The 22337-nt window shown below is 36.5% G+C and carries 23 protein-coding genes; 18 read left to right on the top strand and 5 right to left on the bottom strand.

Annotation, left to right across the window (positions count from 1 at the left end):
* Positions 1 to 140 precede the first annotated feature (140 nt).
* Both LZ480_RS17520 and LZ480_RS17515 read left to right on the top strand, forming a co-directional pair.
* Positions 141 to 1373, top strand: coding sequence for an MFS transporter (locus LZ480_RS17520; RefSeq protein ID WP_241370833.1), 1233 nt, complete (start codon positions 141 to 143; stop codon positions 1371 to 1373).
* Positions 1374 to 1776: 403 nt separating this feature from the next.
* Positions 1777 to 2619, top strand: coding sequence for a MurR/RpiR family transcriptional regulator (locus tag LZ480_RS17515; RefSeq protein WP_241370832.1), 843 nt, complete (start codon positions 1777 to 1779; stop codon positions 2617 to 2619).
* 41 nt (positions 2620 to 2660) lie between these two features.
* Here the strand turns inward: LZ480_RS17515 and LZ480_RS17510 are convergent, their stop codons facing one another.
* Entirely contained in the window at positions 2661 to 3446 is a 786-nt protein-coding gene (locus LZ480_RS17510) for a GNAT family N-acetyltransferase (RefSeq protein ID WP_241370831.1), read from the bottom strand.
* Positions 3447 to 3631: 185 nt separating this feature from the next.
* Here LZ480_RS17510 and LZ480_RS17505 point away from each other — a divergent pair, with 185 nt between their 5' ends.
* On the top strand, positions 3632 to 4558 hold the full coding sequence (locus LZ480_RS17505; protein ID WP_241370830.1) for a manganese-dependent inorganic pyrophosphatase: 927 nt from the start codon (positions 3632 to 3634) through the stop codon (positions 4556 to 4558).
* 22 nt (positions 4559 to 4580) lie between these two features.
* Here LZ480_RS17505 and LZ480_RS17500 read toward each other — a convergent pair whose 3' ends face one another.
* A complete protein-coding gene (locus LZ480_RS17500) occupies positions 4581 to 5957 on the bottom strand; it encodes an FAD-dependent oxidoreductase (protein WP_241370829.1) in 1377 nt (458 codons plus the stop codon).
* A gap of 124 nt (positions 5958 to 6081) precedes the next feature.
* Here LZ480_RS17500 and LZ480_RS17495 point away from each other — a divergent pair, with 124 nt between their 5' ends.
* Both LZ480_RS17495 and LZ480_RS17490 read left to right on the top strand, forming a co-directional pair.
* On the top strand, positions 6082 to 6786 hold the full coding sequence (locus LZ480_RS17495; RefSeq protein ID WP_241370828.1) for a DsbA family oxidoreductase: 705 nt from the start codon (positions 6082 to 6084) through the stop codon (positions 6784 to 6786).
* Between the two features lie 144 nt (positions 6787 to 6930).
* Entirely contained in the window at positions 6931 to 7569 is a 639-nt protein-coding gene (locus LZ480_RS17490) for an FMN-dependent NADH-azoreductase (RefSeq protein ID WP_241370827.1), read from the top strand.
* A 61-nt stretch (positions 7570 to 7630) separates the two neighbouring features.
* On the opposite strand, the gene LZ480_RS17485 is transcribed toward LZ480_RS17490, so the two are convergent.
* Positions 7631 to 8158, bottom strand: coding sequence for a YceI family protein (locus LZ480_RS17485; protein ID WP_241370826.1), 528 nt, complete (start codon positions 8156 to 8158; stop codon positions 7631 to 7633).
* Between the two features lie 181 nt (positions 8159 to 8339).
* On the opposite strand from LZ480_RS17485, the gene LZ480_RS17480 reads away from it, so the two are divergent.
* The 11 genes from LZ480_RS17480 (at position 8340) to LZ480_RS17430 (ending at position 17870) form a co-directional block, all read left to right on the top strand.
* Complete coding sequence (locus LZ480_RS17480; RefSeq protein WP_241370825.1) at positions 8340 to 8645, top strand: winged helix-turn-helix transcriptional regulator; 306 nt, start codon at positions 8340 to 8342, stop codon at positions 8643 to 8645.
* A gap of 83 nt (positions 8646 to 8728) precedes the next feature.
* The gene (gene murB, locus LZ480_RS17475; RefSeq protein WP_241370824.1) at positions 8729 to 9646 is read left to right on the top strand and encodes a UDP-N-acetylmuramate dehydrogenase; all 918 of its coding nucleotides are present in this window, start codon (positions 8729 to 8731) and stop codon (positions 9644 to 9646) included.
* Positions 9647 to 9826: 180 nt separating this feature from the next.
* Positions 9827 to 10585, top strand: coding sequence for an exodeoxyribonuclease III (locus LZ480_RS17470; RefSeq protein ID WP_241370823.1), 759 nt, complete (start codon positions 9827 to 9829; stop codon positions 10583 to 10585).
* A 352-nt stretch (positions 10586 to 10937) separates the two neighbouring features.
* Complete coding sequence (locus LZ480_RS17465) at positions 10938 to 11282, top strand: ArsR/SmtB family transcription factor (protein WP_241370924.1); 345 nt, start codon at positions 10938 to 10940, stop codon at positions 11280 to 11282.
* Positions 11283 to 11287: 5 nt separating this feature from the next.
* Positions 11288 to 13405, top strand: a complete 2118-nt coding sequence (locus LZ480_RS17460) for a heavy metal translocating P-type ATPase (RefSeq protein ID WP_241370822.1) — start codon at positions 11288 to 11290, stop codon at positions 13403 to 13405.
* Between the two features lie 153 nt (positions 13406 to 13558).
* Complete coding sequence (locus LZ480_RS17455; protein ID WP_241370821.1) at positions 13559 to 13837, top strand: late competence development ComFB family protein; 279 nt, start codon at positions 13559 to 13561, stop codon at positions 13835 to 13837.
* Between the two features lie 464 nt (positions 13838 to 14301).
* A complete protein-coding gene (gene mntR / locus LZ480_RS17450) occupies positions 14302 to 14721 on the top strand; it encodes a transcriptional regulator MntR (protein WP_241370820.1) in 420 nt (139 codons plus the stop codon).
* Positions 14722 to 14747: 26 nt separating this feature from the next.
* On the top strand, positions 14748 to 15605 hold the full coding sequence (locus LZ480_RS17445) for a CvfB family protein (RefSeq protein ID WP_241370819.1): 858 nt from the start codon (positions 14748 to 14750) through the stop codon (positions 15603 to 15605).
* Between the two features lie 175 nt (positions 15606 to 15780).
* Entirely contained in the window at positions 15781 to 16701 is a 921-nt protein-coding gene (locus tag LZ480_RS17440; protein WP_241370818.1) for a DUF1002 domain-containing protein, read from the top strand.
* 89 nt (positions 16702 to 16790) lie between these two features.
* Positions 16791 to 17072 carry a GNAT family N-acetyltransferase gene (locus tag LZ480_RS17435; RefSeq protein ID WP_241370817.1) on the top strand — a complete coding sequence of 94 codons (282 nt, stop codon included), beginning with the start codon at positions 16791 to 16793 and terminating at the stop codon, positions 17070 to 17072.
* A gap of 459 nt (positions 17073 to 17531) precedes the next feature.
* Positions 17532 to 17870, top strand: coding sequence for a 3-oxoacyl-ACP reductase (locus LZ480_RS17430; protein ID WP_241370816.1), 339 nt, complete (start codon positions 17532 to 17534; stop codon positions 17868 to 17870).
* Positions 17871 to 17924: 54 nt separating this feature from the next.
* On the opposite strand, the gene LZ480_RS17425 is transcribed toward LZ480_RS17430, so the two are convergent.
* The gene (locus LZ480_RS17425; protein WP_241370815.1) at positions 17925 to 19445 is read right to left on the bottom strand and encodes a succinate CoA transferase; all 1521 of its coding nucleotides are present in this window, start codon (positions 19443 to 19445) and stop codon (positions 17925 to 17927) included.
* Between the two features lie 342 nt (positions 19446 to 19787).
* Positions 19788 to 20438, bottom strand: coding sequence for a LytTR family DNA-binding domain-containing protein (locus LZ480_RS17420; protein ID WP_241370814.1), 651 nt, complete (start codon positions 20436 to 20438; stop codon positions 19788 to 19790).
* A 565-nt stretch (positions 20439 to 21003) separates the two neighbouring features.
* Between LZ480_RS17420 and LZ480_RS17415 the strand changes: the two genes are divergently transcribed.
* Positions 21004 to 21798, top strand: coding sequence for a helix-turn-helix transcriptional regulator (locus tag LZ480_RS17415; protein WP_241370813.1), 795 nt, complete (start codon positions 21004 to 21006; stop codon positions 21796 to 21798).
* 256 nt (positions 21799 to 22054) lie between these two features.
* Positions 22055 to 22309, top strand: coding sequence for a hypothetical protein (locus tag LZ480_RS17410; protein WP_241370812.1), 255 nt, complete (start codon positions 22055 to 22057; stop codon positions 22307 to 22309).
* Positions 22310 to 22337 lie beyond the last annotated feature (28 nt).

Here is a 22337-nt window from a genome sequence, read left to right as displayed (position 1 = left end):
AAGGTGTCTATTTCAATAGGAAAAAGTAAATTGTCTATACTATTCAATAAATTAGAAAGTTGTTGTCACTTTTGCGAAACAAATGTATGATAGATAATGTTAAGTCAAGTGTAAAGACACATGGAAGGTTGGGGAGTAAAATGGGGGAGCAAAAACAACAAGCACAGCCACTTTCACGCAATAAGCTGTTAGGTGTTGCAGGTGTTGGTTGGATGTTTGATGCAATGGATGTCGGTATTCTTTCATTCGTTATTGCTGCATTAGCGGTAGATTGGGGATTAAATAGTAGCCAAATGGGTTGGATCGGATCAATTAACTCTATAGGAATGGCTGTTGGTGCACTATTATTTGGCGTATTAGCAGATAAAGTTGGGCGTAAGCAAATTTTTATGTGGACGTTAATATTATTTTCTGTTGCAAGTGGGTTGTCAGCATTCACGACAACGTTAACAGCATTTTTATTGTTACGTTTCTTCGTAGGGATGGGGCTCGGTGGTGAACTACCAGTTGCTTCAACACTTGTTTCAGAAAGTGTAAAAGCAGAAGAACGCGGACGCGTCGTTGTATTATTAGAAAGCTTTTGGGCTGGTGGTTGGTTAATTGCCGCTATTATTTCATATTTTGTTATTCCAGCAGATTTCTGGCCAATTGAAGGCTGGCGTGTTGCATTATTACTAACAGCAATACCAGCGCTTTATGCAATATACATACGTATAAAGCTACCTGATTCACCGCAGTTTGTAGTAAAAGCTGAATCAAAAAAGCGTTCAGTTTTTCAAAATATTGCAGAAGTATGGAATAAGAAATATGCACGCAATACATTGATGCTATGGATTTTATGGTTTGCAGTTGTATTTTCATATTATGGTATGTTTTTATGGTTACCAAGTGTCATGGTTGGAAAAGGCTTCGATTTAATTTCAAGTTTTAAATATGTGTTAATTATGACGTTAGCACAATTACCAGGTTATTTTACAGCTGCTTGGTTCATCGAAAAGTTCGGACGTAAATTTGTACTTGTTACATATCTTTTAGGGACAGCTGCGAGTGCATTTGTATTTGGTGGTGCTGAAACGGCAACAACATTGCTTATTTCAGGCATGTTATTATCGTTCTTTAATTTAGGTGCATGGGGTGCATTATATGCGTACACACCAGAACAATATCCTGCAATTGTGCGCGGTACAGGTGCAGGGATGGCTGCGGCGATTGGACGTGTAGGTGGTATTTTTGGACCGCTACTTGTAGGATCACTGCTTGCGAAAGGCTATGATATTAGTTATATCTTTAAGATTTTCTGTGTAGCAATTGTTATTGGGGTACTGGCGGTTATCTTCTTAGGGAAAGAAACAAAGCAAACAGAATTACAATAATTGCTTTATTAGGGCTCATTTCATGCAGAAATGAGCCCTTTTAAACATCAAATATACACTATATTTAATCTAAGTATTTATATAAGAAAAGTGCACTCTTAGTAATTCTTTATGTATTCTTTTAACCTTTACAAAATTATGTCAATTTTATACATAAAAACATGGATTCTTTAGCTTGTTGAAGTTTTTTCTGAAAACTCATTGAATTCTATTAATATTCATGATAATGTATCCTTTATTATTAGGAATGTTGTACAGAATTTTACATAGCACTGTTAACTTACTCTAATTTAGGCGTGTACATATAAACTTGCTTAGGTTGGGGATTTATTTTATTCGAATTGGTAAGAGCCACAAATTTTATTGAGGTTAAATGGATAGTGAGAAAAGGAGAGGGAGAAAGTTGAGTATTTGTGATGAAATCAAAAGAAAGTACATTCATTTATCTAAAGGGCAGCGTAAAGTAGCCCAATTTGTAAGCGATAATCCGAATGTTGTAGCGACACAAATCGCTTCTGAAGTAGGCCGCTTAGCAGATGTTAGTGAGTCTACTGTTATTCGTTTTTGTTATGCGATGGATTTATCCGGTTTTAGTGAATTGCAAGATCAAATTAAGGCACACTTGATTGATAAAGGCGAAATGACCGCTGTAAAAAAAGCATTGCCTACGAAAAAAATAAAAAATCAACTTGGCGCACAAATTGTAAAACGTGATTTAGCGGGTATTTCAAAAACGTTTAACGGATTAGTGGAGCATGATGTCGAACAAGTGATTCAACTACTACATAGCGCTAAACGCATTCATTTCTTAGGATTTAGACAATCTGCACCAGCTGCGTTTTGGATGTACAATAATTTAAAGATGCTACGGGAGAACGTATTTTTTATACCCCATGAAGCAGACAAAATCGCACAACAGCTTGCGATGATGGATGAGCAGTCATTATTGGTAGTTTTTGCATTAGATGAAGAGTATGAAGATGTGGCGACTACAGTAGAAATCGCGAAACATAAAAATGTGAAGGTCATAGCTATTCGTGATAAACCTTTAAAAACAGATGAGCCTGCTAATATTGTTTTATACGTTCCGTCTGCGCAAGAAGGTGGCGCTACATGTACGATTGCGATTTTTGCATTATTACATGTGTTAGTTGAAGAAATGGTAAGTAAACAGCCACAGCAATATGAGGGATTTAAACTACAGCAAAAAAGAAGCCAATCAAAATTAATAGCGATTGGCCAATGAAAAAGACGTAAAGGTTATAGGGGACCTTTACGTCTTTTTTATTAAAAAATTTTACTATATAGTACTTCATCGACGAATTGTTCATCGATTTTAATTGCTTGAGTACGTGTTCCTTCTTTGGAATAATTTAACTTGTCGAACAAGTGATGTGCAATCGTATTTGTTATTGTCACACTTGCTTCTAAACGTGAAATCCCGTTTGTACGAGCCCATTTTTCAGCTTCTTTTAAGAGAACAGTAGCAAGGCCTTTTTGTTGGAAATCATTGTGGATAGCGATGCGCACGTTTGCAATATGTTTTGTACGAGAAGCTGTATTACCTAATAGCATTGTATAGCCCGCAAATTGTCCATTGTAAATGCAAATAAGTATGGTACTTGTTTTGTCTTTGCGCCAATCTGCAATTGTTTTGCGTACTTGTTGTACTGTTAAATTGCGTTCTTGAGGGGTATAATAGCCAAATGGAGACTGAGCGAATAATTCTTCTTGTAAATTGATATAAGCACGAGCATCATTGGCTTCAATTGGACGTGTAATATATGTACTTTGAGGCTTATCATCACTCACGACATCTTGTTCAGCGCATGAGAATGTTACAGAATGCCCTAAAGTTACATTAGTTACATAGTAATCACAGTTAATCCAAGCAAAAAAATGTGTTGAAGGTGCTTTTGTTTTTTTCCACCAGCTCACGTTTAAATACGCTGCATTTGGTAATTCATGACCCATAATATTTTGAATTTCTTCATATGTAAGAGTAAATGTACCTTGTGTACATGTTTCAAAAAACTGTGCCAATGGAATATATTTCTTTTCCATTTTTTTCATTTATTAATTCCTCATTTCTTTTCATTTCCAAAACCTATTGTATAACAAAATCATCAAAAATATCATAAATTTATCATAAAATATTAAATTTTAAACAGGAAACTACAAGAAAACTTCTATTCTTCTCTTCACAGCGTTATGTTAAAATGGTTATCGAAAAGCATTTCATATAGGAGGCTCAACTTATGAGTAAAACACTAGTTTTCGGACATAAAAATCCAGATACAGATACAATTACATCTGCTATCGTTTATGCATACTTAAAACAACAAGTAGGTGTAGATGCAGAAGCCGTACGTTTAGGTGAAATAAACAACGAAACACAATTCGCTTTAGATAAATTTGGTTTCGAAGCACCTCGCTTAATCGTTAACGTAAAAGACGAAGCAGCTCAAGTGATTTTAGTAGACCACAACGAATTCCAACAATCAGCTGATGGAATCGAAGACGTTCAAATTACCGAAGTAATCGATCACCACCGTATTGCAAATTTCCAAACAGCTGATCCACTATACTTCCGTGCAGAGCCAGTTGGATGTACAGCAACAATTTTAAATAAATTATTCAAAGAAAATAACATAGAAATTCCTGCAAACATAGCCGGTCTTATGTTATCTGCAATTGTTTCAGATACATTATTATTCAAATCACCAACTTGCACAGAGCAAGATGTGAAAGCAGGTGCTGAATTAGCAGAAATCGCTGGTGTAGAAGCTGCAGAATACGGTTTAGCTATGTTAAAAGCAGGGGCAGACCTTTCTGATAAATCTTTAGAAGATTTATTATCATTAGACGCGAAAGGCTTCGAATTTGGTGGATACAAAGCAACTGTTGCACAAGTAAACGCAGTGGATATCGAGGATGTATTAGGTCGTCAAACAGAGTTAGAAAGCTTATTAAACAAAAATGTAGCGGACAACGGTTTAGATTTATTCTTCTTCGTTGTAACAGACATTTTAAACAATGATTCAACGGCAGTAGCTACAGGTCAAGTGGCGGAAGCAGCTGCAAAAGCTTTCGGTGCAGAAATTGTAAATGGTCGTATTGCTTTACCAGGCGTTGTATCTCGTAAAAAACAAATCGTTCCAGTATTAACAGAAGGCTTAAAATAACAAGCAAAAAATCCGGTATTCCTTAAGTGGAATGACCGGATTTTTTTATGTCCAGTGGGTAGACAGCTGGCCCCTCGATTACTTGTCCTTCTTTATTGTATCGTGAGCCGTGGCAAGGACAATCCCATGTCTCATCGTTTTCATTCCATTTTGTTTTACAGCCTAAATGAGTGCAGCGCGGTGCATCTCTTCGCGTAAGATAACCCTTGATGAATTCCTTACCGATAAAGCTTCCGTTTTGCAACATAAAATATAATGCTTTCCCAAAATTAGACCGACTCGGTGAAAATAAGTCGCTAGCTGGATTTTTTATACCTTTGAATAAATCGCAAAATAATTGCCCCGCTACAAGTGATGAAGATAAGCCCCATTTATTAAAGCCTGTTGCAATATAGAGAGAGTCATCTGTATGATTCACTTGCCCAATAAATGGAATTTGGTCAAAAGTCATCATGTCTTGAGCGTCCCAGCAAAAGCTTGGTGCTGGCAATTCAAACAATGTCTGTACTTCTTGCTGAAGAGATTCATAGTAATTCACTTCTGAATGCGTTCCCACTATATGTGAATAGCCCCCGTATAGAAAATAAGGATTCCCATCAATACTTGCAGTACGAATTGTTCGACCGGGTGTATCAATGCTTAAATATTGGCCTTCAAGTAGTTCGTTGCATTTTGTGGCGGTTAAATAGGAACGGCTAACTTGTAATTTAAGCATAGTTAAATTTTTTATTGCCTCGATTGGGTAATGGGTGCATAAAATAAGCTTTTTGTAGTGAATAGAATGCGCCGAACTAGTTAATAAATGACGCTTTTTCAAGTCAATTCTTGTAATGCGTGTATTTAAGTAGAGCTCTGCCCCATGTTTTCTTGCCAATGATGCAAAGTGATTTGTAAAGGCGACTGGATTAATTTGCGCTTCGTCTTTTATACCGAGAGCGAGTTCAATTGAAAGTGAAAGCTCTGTGTCCTTTGTTGCGATGTGAGGGATACCTAATTGTTCATAGCGTCGCGCTTCCTCAGTCAATTGCTCTTTGCCTTGTTGAGTGGTGCTATATAAAAAGGATGTAGCGCGTGAAAAGCTCGCTGGGTTTTGCTCAATAACTTGTTCGATTGCTTGTCGATTTGCTTTGTAATAGAGTAGCCCATCTTCTAACGAAAGCTTGGAATAAATTAATTCGTGTTGTGTCGTTAATTTGCCAGTAGAATAGGCAGTTGTACCGTTAGCAAAGTGCGATAGTCCTTCGATTAGGACGACAGAAAAGCCTTGTTTAGCCAATAAATAGGCACTATAAACGCCATTAATACCCCCACCTACAATACAAATATCGCAAGTAATAGACTGTTGAACAGATGGGGCAGATATAGGTTGCTGGTCAGATAGCCAGAGCGATTGTTTCAAAGAATCACCTTTTATTTTCATTTTATTTTTCAGTATGATTATTTGAACGTTATTTTATACAAGTTTACTTAGTTGTACTTTTAAAGTGGACTCAGTACAATAAAATCGATAAGGAGTGAAGAAAATGAAAATAGAAGTATGGTCAGATTATGTGTGTCCGTTTTGTTATATTGGTAAGACACAATTAGAGCAAGTATTAGAGCAGGCGGGTTACGGAGAGGTAATTGAAGTAGAGCTGAAAAGTTATTTATTAGATCCAACAGTTAAAGAAGATGCGTCTGAGCCGGTTTATGAGAGCTTACAACAAAAGTATGGTATGCCAATTGAAGAAGTAAAAAAAATGACGCAAAATGTAGTAGCGCGAGCAAGTGAAGTTGGATTAGCTTTCAACTTTGACGACATGAAAAATGCTAATACAGTAAAAGCCCATCGTTTAGCTAAGTGGGCTGAAACGAAAGACAAGGGCAAAGCGTTTTCAGAGCGAGTATTACAGGCCTATTTTACAGAAGGTCAATTAATAGGACATGATGAAATATTATTAAATTTAGCTGAAGAAGTTGGTTTAGATCGTCAACAAGCACAATCAGTACTAGCAAACGATGACTATTTAGCGGAGATGCAACAAGATATTGCGATTGCACAGCAGCTAGGCGTGCGCGGCGTACCGTTTTTTGTCATCGATCAAAAATACGGTATTTCAGGAGCACAACCAAAAGAAGTGTTTGAACAAGCAATTGAAAAAGCAGCAAAAGAGGCAGGCTTACGTAAACCGTTAAAAATGCAGGGTGGAAATGGGATTACGTGTACGGACGAATCATGCGGAATTTAATTTCAGCCTAAAGTCTGAGGACAATCGTATTGATTTTTTACGGTTGTTCCTTTATTATATAAAAGTACCTCGAATTAGAGATACTTGTAACGGAGATATATAATTTCAAAACAAAAATATATGATATAGGGAGTTTTAAATAAAATGACAAACGTATTAGTAGTAAAAGCAAATAACCGTCCAGACGGAATTTCAACAAAAATGTATAACACTTTCATGGCTGAAGCAGCTACAGTTGAAGGTTTAAATGTAACAACATTTGATGTATTTGAAGAAAACTTAGCATACTTCGGTCAAGAATTATTCAATGCTTTCGGTAAATTACAAAATGGTGAAGCATTAACTGCTCTTGAGCAAGCTTCAGTTGATTCAATGAACAAATCTCGTGCAGCATTAGATGCAGCGGATGTAGTAGTATTTGCTTTCCCATTATGGAACTTAACAATTCCAGCAGCTTTACAATCATTCATTGATTACACTTACAGTGCTGGTTATTCATTCAAATATAATGAGCAAGGTCAATTAGTAAGCTTAATGACTGACAAAAAATACATCTTATTAAATGCTCGTGGTGGTTACTACTCTACGCCAGAAATGGCTCCTATGGAAATGTCAGTTAACTACATGAACAGTGTAATTGGTGGCGTTTATGGTATGCAAAAAGTAGAAGAAGTAATTATTGAAGGTCACAATGCAAACCCTGCAGAAGCAGAAAACATCATTGCTACTGGTTTAGAAAACGTTAAAGCAGCAGCTCAAAAATTAGCTACAGTTACAGCATAATTTTTGTATTAAATACTAGAAAAGGTCACTCGCGAAATGTAGCGAGTGACCTTTTTGCCTGTTATTTAAGTATATTCAGCTGTAATTCTACGTTAATGGTAACAAGTTCATCGATTAAAAGACCACCTGCTTCGAGCGCGGCATTGTATGTTAGACCAAAATCTTTTCGGTTAATAATAGTCGTGCAAGTAAAGCCATATGTATCATCATCCCAAGGATTTTTAACATGCCCTGTATAAATAACATCAAAAGTAGAAGGTCTTGTTATGTTTTTAATCGTTAGGTCCCCGTGAAGTTTAAAAGAATTATTTGTACCTTCAATCGATTTTTGGATAAAAATAATTTTTGGAAAACGATCAGTATAGAAAAAGTCAGCAGAAATGAGATGTTGATCCCTTGAAGTATCTCGCGTATTAACACTGGCTACATCTAATTCAAAGCGAATGAACGCATTTGTAAAGGTTTCAATATCATCTGCTTCAATATGTGCAGAAAACGAATCAAACGTGCCATTAATCTTTGTAATCATCATATGTTTTATTGAAAAGTTTATTGAAGAATGGAACGTGTCAACAGAATATGTCGTCATAATATCACTCCAAAATATGTAACAATTGTATAAATTAATCATAAGATATATCTCTAAAATATACAATGGTATTTTGTTCAAAGTAAGCTACTTACTTTTCGTAATTGAAAAAAGGTGTTAATATAAGATTATGCATTTAATAAGAAAAGAATTCGTAATATGTTAAATACGGGGTGATAATATGAAGGAAACAGCTTTATGTCCACGCTTGTCAAAAGCAATGGAACTGGTAGGGAAACGTTGGACGGCTTTAATTATTTATCAATTATTAGAAGGGCCGCAACGATTTAATGCGATTGAGGCTGCATTGCCAATTAGCGGGCGTTTACTATCAGAACGTTTAAAGGAGCTCGAAAAAGAAGAAATCGTCGAGCGTAAAGTATATTCGGAAGTACCAATTCGTGTGGAATACAATTTAACAGAAAAAGGATACTCATTGGAGCAGGCTGTTCGAGAAATCGAAGTTTGGTCGAAAAAATGGTTATAAGAGTCGTATTTTACTTGTAAAACAGGTGCTAAAAACAGATACTAATAAGGTATGAAGCTTTACAAGAAAGGAACGTATTATTTATGACTATTCAACAATGGGCAAATGATTTATTACAGTGGATTCCAACAACAAATATTAAGACCAATGAGTCGTTAAAAAAATATACAATGACAAAATTAGGCGGCAATGCGGATGTATTAGTACTTCCAGAAACAGAACAGCAGGTAATTGCAGTTATTAAATATGCACATGAAAACAATGTACCATTATTAATGCTAGGTAATGGCTCGAACATGGTTGTTCGTGATGGAGGCGTGCGAGGCATTGTATTACATTTCACGTTATTAAATGAAATTCGCGTAGAAGGCACTACGGTTTTTTCACGAAGTGGTGCATTAATTAAAGAGGTGTCAAAACAAGTAGCGTCACAAAGCTTAACTGGTTTTGAATTTGCGTGTGGCATTCCAGGATCTATCGGTGGTGCAATGGCAATGAATGCTGGTGCATATGGTGGAGAAATTAAGGATGTTGTTACATCTTGTACTGTTGTAACGAAAGAAGGCGAGCTACTTGTCTTATCGAATGACCAGTTGGAGCTTTCTTATCGAAAAAGCATTATCGCGAAAAATGGTTATTTTGTACTTTCGGCAACATTTGAATTAGCTAAAGGAAATCAACAGCAAATAGATGAAAAAATTGCTGATTTAACATTCCAACGTGAATCAAAGCAACCGCTTGAATATCCGTCAGCAGGTAGTGTCTTTAAACGACCACCTGGACATTTTGCTGGGAAACTTATTCAAGATAGCGAACTCCAAGGTCAAGGGGTCGGAGGGGCAGAAGTGTCGACAAAGCATGCTGGATTTATTGTAAATAAAAACAATGCAACAGCAAGAGATTACATTGAAACGATTCAAATGGTACAGCGTACAGTAAAAGAAAAGTTTGATGTTGATTTAGAAATGGAAGTAAAAATTGTTGGAGAAGATGAGGCTTAAAATCCTCCTAACTTATAAATACGAGTGTTCATTAGCTTCGGTGTGAATGAATACTAGGGCAAAAGATATTTTAGAAATTCATAATGCAAAAAGTATGATTTCGTACGATTATGTACGAAATCTATTTTTTCCGCTAAAATTTTATCCGAACATACAAAAAATTGTAGAGGGGGAGAAGGAATGAAGTTTGTTTCATGGAATGTAAACGGCATTCGTGCATGTGTTACAAAAGGATTTTTAGAATATTTCCACGATATAGATGCTGATTTTTTCTGTATACAAGAAACTAAATGTCAACAAGGGCAAATTGAGCTCCAACTCGAAGGCTACCATCAATACTGGCATGCTGCCGTTAAAAAAGGCTATTCAGGAACAGCTATTTTTACAAAGCATGAGCCGATTTCCGTACGTTACGGGATAGAAGGTGAGGTAGCTCCAGATGAAGGGCGTATTTTGACGCTTGAATATGCTAGCTTTTACTTAGTAAATGCGTATGTACCAAATGCTAAACGCGATTTAACGCGTATAGCAGAACGCCTTTTATGGGAAGATCGTATGGCGTTGTATTTAAAGGAACTTGATGCCAAGAAGCCTGTCATTTATTGTGGGGATTTAAACGTGGCACATGAAGAGCTCGATATAAAAAACGTGAAATCGAATATTGGAAATTCTGGCTTTACATATGAGGAACGCGGAAAGATGACCGATTTATTAGCGAGCGGCTTTACCGATACGTTTCGTCATTTTCATCCAAATGAAACAGATCACTTTACATGGTGGTCATATATGAATAAAGTGCGCGAACGTAATATCGGTTGGCGCATCGACTATTTTATTGTATCCAATCATTTAGTAGAGCAAGTACAAGAGGCAACGATTCATTCGCACGTGTTAGGTAGCGATCATTGTCCTATCGTATTAAAATTGAAAATAGTATAAAATAAAAAAACGTATTGGGTTAAAATTCCAATGTGTTTTTCTTCATTTAACTTGCTTCAGTGGGGGTTCAACCCTGGCTGAAGAGGTGAACTTATGCTGAAAGCGCCGCATCGACCCGCAAAGCCTAAGTGAACAACATCATGTTGGCCCAAAGCCTCTGGCAGATGTCACAGATTTTTAAAGGAGTTTTTCGAGCTGGCTCGAAAAAAATCTGGACGCAAACGCCGGGGCGTAATTGGTTTTCGGAAGCTTCTCTTTTAAAAAGGAGGAGCTTTTTTCATTCAAATAAACCTTTGAATGTGACGTTGCATAAGTTATAATACATTCAAATAGATCTTTGAATGAGGTGGATATTTTGAAGGATACGTGCGAAATTACAAAAATAAATGAGCAGGCTGTTGAAAAAGTGAAAATGCAAATGCCCGAGCTAGCCCATGTTTCAAAACTATTAAAGGTGCTTGCAGATGAAACAAGGTTAAAAATCGTGTACGCATTAACTATCGAGGAAAGGCTTTGTGTATGTGATGTCGCAGCGATTATTGATGCGAGCATTGCGACAACCTCTCACCATTTACGTAATTTAAAGGACAATGGCTTGGCGAAATCAATGCGTGAGGGCAAGCTTATGTATTATTCACTAGCAGATGAGCATGTTTATCAAATTGTAAAAATAGCTTACGAGCATTCAAAGGAGTGAGAACGATGGCTACGAAAACCGAGCAATATCGCTTAGAAAATTTATCTTGTGCAAATTGTGCTGCAAAGTTCGAGCGAAATATAAAAGAAATTGCAACAGTAACGGACGTACAACTTAATTTTGGTGCTGCTAAATTAACGGTTACGGGTGATGTATCGATTGCGCAATTAGAAGCGGCAGGTGCATTTGATGGAATAAAAATTTCAAAGGCAAGTGAACGAAAGGGAACGAAAAAGCAACCTTTCTTGAAAAAGAAAGAAAATCAATTGGCTTTATTTGCGCTTTCTTTCGTACTAATGGGTATACTTTGTAGTTTCTTCTTAGGAGAGGGACATCTTTTCGTAAATAGCATTTATGCAATTGCGATAATTGTAGGAGGTTACCCGATTTTTAAAACGGGTATAAAAAACTTACGCCACTTCGAATTTGATATGAAAACGCTCATGACGATTGCGATAATTGGAGCCGCGATAATTGGAGAATGGCAAGAAGCCGCAATCGTTGTATTCTTATTTGCAGTAAGTGAAGCATTAGAAGCGTATTCGATAAATAAAGCGAGACAGTCAATTTCACAATTAGTTGAACTTGCACCGGTAAATGCAATTATTAAACGTGCGCATGGAGAGCATGTTCATGAAATCGAAGTAGCAACTGAAGAGATTCAAATTGGGGATATTTTATTAGTAAAACCGGGGCAAAAAATTGCGATGGACGGTGTTGTAGTAGAAGGGAGCTCTACAGTCAACCAAGCTGCTATTACTGGAGAATCCATCCCTGTAACGAAAAATATAACAGACAATGTATTTGCAGGAACAATAAATGAAGCCGGTGCTTTAGAAGTAAAGGTAACGAAGCGTGTTGAAGATACAACAATTGCTAAAATTATTCATTTAGTAGAAGAAGCGCAAACACAAAAAGCCCCTTCTCAAAAATTTGTTGATCGTTTTGCGAAATATTATACACCGATTATTATGCTTGTTGCTCTTTTAGTAGCCATTATTCCAAGTATAATTACTGGCGATTGGACACACTGGATCTACCAAGGATTAGCAGTTCTTGTAGTAGGTTGCCCTTGTGCATTAGTTATTTCAACTCCGGTAGCCATTGTCACAGCAATTGGAAATGCTGCGCGCCAAGGAGTGCTAATAAAAGGCGGTGCTTATTTAGAAGAATTGGGTCGAGTTCAAGCGGTAGCCTTTGATAAGACGGGTACGTTAACAAAAGGGCAACCAGAAGTAATGGAAGTTATAACTGAAGTTGGTGAGGAGCAAACGTTACTCGCAAAAGTGGCTGCTGTTGAAAAGAAATCACAGCATCCATTAGCGCGTGCAATCTTATCAAAAGCATTCGATGAAAAAATTCACATTCCTCCTACTGAAAATTTTCAATCGGTTACGGGGAAAGGTGCCTATGCAACCGTAGAAGGTGACATTATATATGTAGGAAGTGTCAGCTGGATTAACTCTCTTGTCACAGTTTCCGAGCAGTCTATGACAAAGATAAAAAATTTATCTTCTAAAGGTTATTCTGTTATTGTGGCAGCAAGTACTACACAAGTGATAGGGGTAATTGCGATTGCCGATCAGGTTCGTCCAGAAAGCAAAACTGTGATTGAAATGCTTCATACTAATGGCATTCAACATACAGTAATGCTAACAGGCGATGCCCCACTAACTGCCGAAAAAATAGCGAATCAGTTAGCAATTGATGATGTACGTGCGAGCCTTTTACCAGAAAATAAACTTCAAGCAATGAAAGAATTGCAACAGCAATATGGTTCAGTTGCAATGGTAGGGGATGGGGTAAACGATGCACCAGCGTTAGCATCAGCCGATATAGGAATTGCAATGGGTGGCGCTGGTTCAGATGCAGCGCTTGAAACAGCACAAATTGTATTCATGCGCGATGATTTAACAAAGCTTCCATTTACAATGAAGCTAAGTAAACGAACACTGACAATTATTAAGCAAAATATCACGTTTGCACTTGGCTTGAAATTAATCGCAATATTACTTGTAATTCCAGGGTGGCTTACATTGTGGATTGCCATTTTTGCAGATATTGGGGCGACATTGATCGTCATTTTGAATGCCTTAAGATTGATGAGAAATGGCACAAAATAAATAATGTTTTATTCCTCGAAATGGTGATTTTATACTATTTAATACGCTGAAATGGTGATTTTTTATTTTAGATTTATAAAATCTTGAGTTATCCTTGAGAACGTTATATTATTAATTAGATAAAATAGAAGTCGAATGAGGCGAAGAATAGGGATGTCTAATTTTAAATTAGTAAATGTGACTGAAGAAATTGTTCGAGGACTTGTCAGCTTCCTTCTTCATGGTGTTGAGTATCAAACCTTTTGCCATTGTGAACAGTGCGAAATGGATGTAAATGCAATTGCACTTAATGCTTTACCCTCTCGCTATGTTGCTTCCGAAAAAGCAAGAGATGACGTGTTCAAACAACTTAATACATCAGAAAATATTGAAGAGATTAATAAGCAAATTATTCGTGCGCTTCATATGGTCGGTCGATATCCTCGCCATTAAAGAGAAATCCTTTTAAACTGGTTTAACTTGCTTCAGCAGATTCTTTTTGTACCATAAGCAAAGCGACAGGTACAGAAGTCTTTCACTTCTATAAGTGAGGTCTGAATAGAGGAACGAAGGCTAAAAACGTCACGTCCTGTGACAACATCTTCGTGATCAACGTCGTGTTGATCTAATGCCTCTTGTGGATGACACAGATTTTTAGAGTAGCTTCTCGAGAAGGTTCGAAAAAATCTGGACCTAATTACGCCGAGGCGTAATTGAGAATAGATAACTCTTTCATTGGTGGAAGCGTTCGAAGTTTTGCAACGGTTAAAAGTTGGATAAGGAAATGAAAAGAGACAATTCAAGTTTGAGCTATTACTTGGATCGTCTCTTTTATTTAGTATTACGGTTTTTCAGTTAACTTTTTGTCCAATATTGTAGTACACTTAAAAGAGCAATTGGAAAGAGAGGGAACAGTTATGCCAACACCTAGCATGGAGGACCACATTGAACAAATATATTTATTGATTGATAATAAGGGTTATGCGCGTGTGTCCGATATTGCAGAAGCTTTATCTGTTCTACCTTCCTCAGTAACGAAAATGGTACAGAAGTTAGATAAAGATGGTTACTTAGTCTACGAAAAATATAGAGGGTTAACATTAACGCCAAAAGGGCAAAAATTAGGTAAGCGGTTAGTACAACGTCATGAGTTACTGGAACAATTTTTGCGTTTAATCGGGGTTGATGAAGAACGAATTTATGAAGATGTAGAAGGCATCGAACACCACTTAAGCTGGAATTCAATCGATCGAATTGCAGACCTTGTGCAGCTTTTGGAAGATGAACCACAAGTGACAAGGAAGCTTGAAGAAATGAAATCAAATCATAGTATGTAATGATTGACAGGAAAAAGGAGAACAAAATGAATCAATTAATGAAATCAGGACAAGTTGTTAATTTAACGGTATTAGAGGAGCAAGGTTCACGCTATATTTTAACAAACGGTGATAATGAAATTCCGTTAAATGCCTCAGATGTAGTAGAGACAGTGGCGATTGGAGATACAATAAAAGTATTTCTATATACGGACCGTCGTGGCGACTTACAGGCAACAACAGCAATTCCTCATATTACAGAGGCAGATTACGGTTGGGCGCGTGTGTTAAAAGTAACAAAAGAAGGCGCTTATTGTGATATTGGAACGTCTCGTGAGGTGCTCGTACGCGCAGAAGACTTACCAGCAATCCAAGAGGTATGGCCAGAGCCAGGTGACCAATTATACATGACATTACGTACAGATCGTAATGGTGATTTATTTGGCCGTCTCGTTACAGAAGAAAAAGTAAATGACATGTACGAAGGCGCGTTAGAAGATATGTTCAACAAAACAATTTCAGCCCGCCCGTATCGTTTATTACCAGTAGGCTCATTTTTACTTGGTGTAGAAGCTCCGTATCGTATTTTTGTGCATGAATCAGAAATGATGGCTGAGCCACGTTTAGGTCAAGACGTAACCGTGCGTATTATCGACGTAAAAGAAGATGGATCACTAAATGGCTCATTTTTACCGCGTAAACATGAACGTTTAGGTGATGATGCTGAAAAGATTTTTGCTTATTTAGAAAGCGTTGGCGGCAAAATGCCATTCGGAGACAAATCAACACCAGAAGAAATTCAAGAAATGTTCAATATGAGCAAAGGGGCTTTCAAACGTGCATTGGGTACATTAATGAAAGCACGTAAAATTATGCAGCAAGATGGTTGGACAGAAATCGTTTAACTTACTTCAGCAGGGTTACAAACCTCGGCTGACTAGGGGAACAAAGGCTAATTAAAAATGTACGATGAAAAAAGTAAAAGGTAAATTATTCTAATGCAACCTTTTACTTTTTTTATTCGTATTTATAATTGAATGTACATGCGTATGCATATATATTTCGAAGGGGGAAAATATTATGAAACAAAAATGGATCGCACTAGTTGCTGCTCTTGCCTTAATGTTATCAATCGTACTGCCATTTAGTGCATCAGCTGCAACGACAGAAACAAAAAATCCAATTAATGAAAAATTAGGTGTACCAATTGTTGTTTATGGAGGTAACTTATCTGCAGATGAAAAGGAAACAGTCAAAACGGCTTTACGTGTAGATAAAGAAACTGAAGTAGATGAAATTACCATTACAGGTCAAGATTTAGCCAAATATATTAAAGATTCAAATCCAAGCTCACGCATGTTTTCTTCTGCAAAAATTACACGTCAAGATGAAGGAAAAGGGCTTGTAATTAGCATTGTAACACCAGAAAATATTACACAAGTTACTTCAGAAATGTATGCAAGCGCTATGTTAACAGCTGGTATTGAAGATGCCATCGTTGAAATTGCGGCACCGAAGCCAGTAACTGGACACTCTGCGCTAGTAGGGATTTATAAAGCCTACGAAGTAAAAACAGGTGAAACACTTGATATTGAGCGTACAGACGTAGCAAATGACGAATTATCAGTAGCAACATCACTTGCAGAATCTGCAGGGGTAACAGATGAGCAAGTAGCAGAATTATTAACACAAATTAAAAAAGTGATTGCTGAAAATAAACCAGAAACAAAAGAAGAAGTACAGCAAATTGTTGAAGACCAGTTGGCAAAATTCCAAATTAACTTAAGTGATGCGGACCGTCAATTATTAGTAGATTTAATGGATCGTATTAGTAACTTAAATATCGATTTTAGTAAATGGTCGGATCAGCTTTCAGATTTAACCGCTACATTTGATGAAAAATTCGGTGCGATATTAGAGGATGAAGGCTTCTGGCAAAGTGTAAAAAACTTCTTTAATAATTTAATCGATACTGTTTCTTCTTGGTTCTCAAAAGAATAATAGGTATAGAAAGCTCTCTATTTTTGGGAGCTTTTTTGTTTGAGTGAATCATGATTATGCTATAGTAAAAATAACAAGGAGGGAGAAATATGGAATTTACGTATCGAGACAAAGGAAATAATTATGGAGCTTTTGAGTATGAGTTAAATGGTGAACGCGTAGCAGAAATTACATGGATCTTGCGTGACGGGGTTATGAATATGGATCACACATATGTATCTGATGTACTGCGGGGGCAAGGGGTAGCGAAAAAATTATTAGACGCAGCAGCAGGTTATGCACGTGAAAACAATTTGAAAATGAATGCCATTTGTAGCTATGTTGTATCAGCATTTGAAAAAAGCGATACCTATGATGATCTAAAGGCATAAAAAAGGGGGTGTCCGAGAAGTGATTCTGGGACACCCCCTTTGCGCCGAGGATGGAGGCCAGCACGATGCTGGTCATGAATGCGTTGTCACACGATGTGACGGTTTTAGCATTCGTTCGTATTTCGACCACCGCGAAAAGCAGCCTGCAGCGGATAATTAATACACGAACGAAGCACTGCGCGAGAAGTATTTACTTTTCGCGTAGCCCCTTTTTTTAACCTACAAAAATGGAAATTACGAACGTCAGGAATGTCGCCACCCCTAATAAACTTAATACTTCAATGCCTTTGTATTGAATTTCTTTATTTTGGAACATGGTCAACACTCCTTTTAATCATATTATTTTTAAATTACCCATATTCGGTGTTTTTTAATCATATTTCTGAAGATGTTTGAATAAGCCTATGAAAGGGTATTATAAATAACGTGTAATAATCAAGATTTAGGAGGTAATTAACAATGGCTAAATTTAAAGGGAAAGGCGTTGTAGTTGCAGGATTATTAGCAGGAGCTGCCTCGTTTTTAAGTAAAAAGGAAAATCGTGATAAAGCGATGGACTTCCTTAATGATGCACGTGATAGAGCAACAAAAGCAGTAAACGAACAAAAACAAAACTTCCAAGGCACCAAGCAATATGCTACAGAAGAAGAACATATCCCAGTTGGCGATGTAGCAGGTGACGTTGCTGAAGGCGCGGCAAGTAAAAAGACTTTAACTATTGATGAGAATGAGTTCATTAGTGAAGGTGGCGCACAGCGAATGATTGATCAATACAATGAGCAGCAACATCAACAATAAAAATGCGATGCGGTTAGATTTCTCTACCGCATCGCATTTTATTATTGGAAAAAATTAAGCTTTTGCTACTTCTTTTTTCATTGTTTTGTTTTTAGCAAGGTTTACGTGCCAAGAAAGAGCTTCCTCTAAGATGTGAGGAGTGTGCGCGCCACCAGTTGCTTCGTAAGCACGGTTGTAGTAATCCCATAATTGCTCTTTGAAATCTGGGTGAGCACAGTTGTTGATAATTAATTCAACGCGCTCTTTTGGAGAAAGACCACGTAAATCCGCGATACCTTGTTCCGTTACGATTACATCTACATCGTGTTCAGTGTGGTCTACGTGAGAAACCATTGGTACGATTGAAGAAATCGCGCCACCTTTTGCGTATGATTTCGTTACGAAGATACCAAGACGAGCGTTACGTGCGAAGTCACCAGAACCACCGATACCGTTCATCATTTTTGTACCTGAAACATGTGTAGAGTTTACGTTACCATAAATATCTAACTCAAGAGCCGTGTTGATAGAAATTAAACCTAAACGACGGATAAGCTCTGGGTGGTTAGAGATTTCTTGTGGACGTAAGCAAATTTTATCAGCGTAAGCTTCTAAGTTACCGTAAACTTTATCTTGTAGCTCTTTTGTTAACGTAATTGAAGTTGCAGCTGCAAAACGTACTTTACCAGCATCGATTAAGTTGAATACTGCATCTTGTAATACTTCAGAAGCAACTACTAAGTTTTCGAACTCTGAATCAGCAAAGCCATCTAATACAGCATTCGCAACAGAACCTACACCAGATTGTAATGGCATAAGTTCATTTGTTAAACGACCCGCTTTAATTTCATCACGGAAGAAGTCTAATAAAATGTTTGCCATGTTTTGTGTTTCCTCATCTGGAGGAACGATTAATGAAGGAGCATCTGGCTCTTCAGAAATAACGATTGCTTGGATTTTCTCAACAGGAACGCGGATACCGATTTCACCGATACGTTGTTCAGCATTTGTCATTGGGATCGCTTCACGCTTACCTTGTTCACCTGGAATGTAGATGTCGTGGATACCGATTAATGCCTCAGGGTGAGAAATGTTTAATTCGATAATAATGTTCTCTGCATACTCAGCAAAGATTGGTGAGTTACCAACAGAGTTAGTTGGGATAATTAAACCATCTTCAGTAATTGCAACAGCTTCTAAAATTAAGTGTTTAATTGGACCGATAATACCTTGACGTACTAATTCAGCATTGTGAGAAAGGTGAGCGTCTACGTATTTGATGTCGCCTTTGTTAATTAAACCACGCATTACCGCATCACCTTGGAACGGACCGCGTTTATTGATAACACCAGCAGCTGCTAAGTGGTTATCTACTTCAGGACCTAAAGAAGCCCCTGTATATACGTCAATTTTAATTTGTTCAGTTTTAGCGCGTTCAACTAAAGCCATTGGAACTACTTTTGCATCTCCAGCGCGAGTAAATCCAGACATACCTACTACTGTGCCATCTTGAATTAAAGCAGCAGCCTCTTGTGCAGATACGACTTTATCTGCTAATTGTTTTAAACCTAAACGTTTCTCAACTCGTGGATCCATTAAAAAATCCTCCCCTAAAAAGTTTTTGATGGTTTGATCAAAAAGAAAATTTTTGTTGGAATTTTCTGTTTTTTCGCCAGCTCTTACACTGACATTTACGTTAATACTATCATCAAATTGTCACATTTTCTTCGTGGAATGTATAAAAGCGCTTAAAAAACGTTATTTAGAGATAAAATGCGACAATAACGACAAATTAAACGTAAGATGATATATAGAAAATGAGGGCGATGTAGCAAATTTATGCAATAATGACTGAAAAAAGCGATAAAAAGACCAACTGTTATATAACTATGTCATGAAAAAAAGCGACTTCTCTTGTGAGAAATCGCTTTTTATATATTAGAATCCTAATGAACGACGGAAGTAGCTAGCATAACGTTGGCTAACGGGAATGCGAGTACCATCTTTCATAATTAATAAGAATGTAGAATGAGAATCTGGTTGAATCTCATCAATGAAGTCAATATTAACGATGTAAGAACGGTGACAACGGATGAAAGAATCAGGCGCTAAAAATAGCTCTAAGTCGCTTAAATTTAAGCGGTGGTAACCTTCACGGTGCATCGTTTTTACGAAAGTTTTGCGTAATTGAGTTTCAAGGTAAATCACTTGGTTATGTTTAATTGGATACCAACAATCATCAATTTTAACTGTAATATAATTTGTTAAAAATGGTGAAGGCTTTTGAGGGAAGATCGCTGTAATAGCGCCTTTTGTCTCGCCTTCTTCAACTAATGGAATACTCATACCGTAGTATGGAACGCCAAATACATCAGATTCGATGTATGAATTGATTTTTTGACCATAAGCTAAAGCTTTAAAAGCAGCTGAACCTTCCTTAATTGGATCGCCAGGCTTGATTTTTAAATCTACCTTTTTGCTAGCTTGGTAGTATATATACTCATTTGTATCTGAAATAGCAATTGACGTATTTTCCGGGAAAAATTCTTTAATGACTTCCATAATTTCTTCTATTTGTTTTGGATCCACTCTCTAACACCTCTTTATAAGCATTTTATACAATTATGAACTATTTTACTACATATTTAAAGAAATTAGGTTAAGAAGATTTTTTTATTATTGAAAAATTATATATAACAAAGTAAAGTGAAGATTTTAGAAACTATAATTTGGATAATAATAACAAAACCCAATGCATGAAAAGATGCATGAAATCATTATTATTCAATGTATTCAGCGCATTATTTTCAAAAAAAGGGAAGTAACGTAATGATTTAGAACTACAATAATTGTTAAAATTAGGTTGAAAGGAAAACGTAAAATATGGTAATATTCTCTATAGTTACTAATAATGCAAACAATATTATATTAAAACATAATATTGTACGATGATTTTCTAGAATCGTATAAATAATCACTTTGCTTAATAAATTCGCGTTAAGTATAGACTACTTAACGAAATCTAATATTTTTATAAAATTGTAGGTAGATTGGTTGCTGCATTAAACACTTCTATCTGCATGTGTGAAAGACAGCATTAAAGTTTTTCGAACAAGAAACAGAATAGCTATTCTGAAGAAAGATGGGGTAATTTATGCAACTACATCAACGTTCAATCTCGGAAACAATTTCAAAACGCTACTTCCAAGAAATTGATAATATCAATCAATATGCTGGCATCGAAGATTTTTTCGTACTAGAATCAAAACTTTTATTTGAAGTGTATCATTTAGAGGCATCGAAGGCGAAAAAGACGTTACACGAAATTATTGATATATTGTCTTTACGTTTTGGAAAACAAGTTATTAAAGTAGTACGTCAATATTTTGTGATTTTATCTTCTATTGTTGCACGTAAGCTATTAGATAATCAAGTACCTTCAAAAAAGGCCTTTGCGTTTAATTTAGCATGTGCAGATATGGTTGAAAACAAAATGAAGGATGCAGAATTTTTACAGTTTGCAGATGACTTAATCGATTTTTACGTATATTTTATCGCAGATCGTAAGCAACCAACGTTCCGTCATCAAACGGTGAACAAAGTAATTATGTACATAAACGACGAGCTTGAAAATGACTTAACGGTAGAGAGCATCGCGGCCAATTTCCATATTAGTACGAGCCATCTATCACGCATTTTCCGTGAACACGTAGGTATTACTTTAGTAGAATATTTAAATGTTCGCCGTGTCGAAGAATCTCAATATTATTTACGTCATACGAATAAGAGCATTACATCTATTTCGGAGCAATTCCATTTCTGTAATCAAAGCTATTTCACACGTATTTTTAAAAAATACACAGGAGTTACACCAAAACACTTCCGCGACGAATTACATCATGAGTTTTTCCGCTTTGAAATGACAGAAGTTGAGTACGAAAACGTATAATGTTTCATTACATGTCTTCAATTATGTGATCCAAGCGTTGTAATTGTTTAAATTATGAAGGTCTTTTGATTGGAACGGATACTTTTTGTGCTGTATTTGAATTGCAATGGTCATGAACAATCGTATAAAACTCTCCATTAATATTACGCTCGGTTTTGTGCAATTTATTTGCATGATCGAGGCAAAAGGGTGGAGGGTTTTTTATTTTGGTATATAATCATGAATAATGCTATCAATATAATGTAAGGAGATTTTCATGAAGAAATATGAAAGAATGATTTCGCTCGTTTTAGTAGCGGCTTCGAGTTTATCGGCACTGTTTTTTATTATTAAGCAAAACATGGATGCAGCAATTTTATCGATGACAATTATGTTTACAATAACAAACTTTTTCCGCTCAAGAACGTTTAAAGAAAAGGGGCATGACAAAGAAGCAAATTGGATGCGTAAAATGTCAATGATCTTTGCCATTTTATCGGTATTAGTTGTTGTTATAATGTTAAATGGATAAAGTAAAAGAATTAAAGAAGAAGGCGAAT

The organism is Solibacillus palustris (assembly GCF_022549215.1).
GTDB classification, from domain to species: domain Bacteria; phylum Bacillota; class Bacilli; order Bacillales_A; family Planococcaceae; genus Solibacillus; species Solibacillus daqui.
This window is presented reverse-complemented; position numbering and strand designations above follow the sequence as displayed.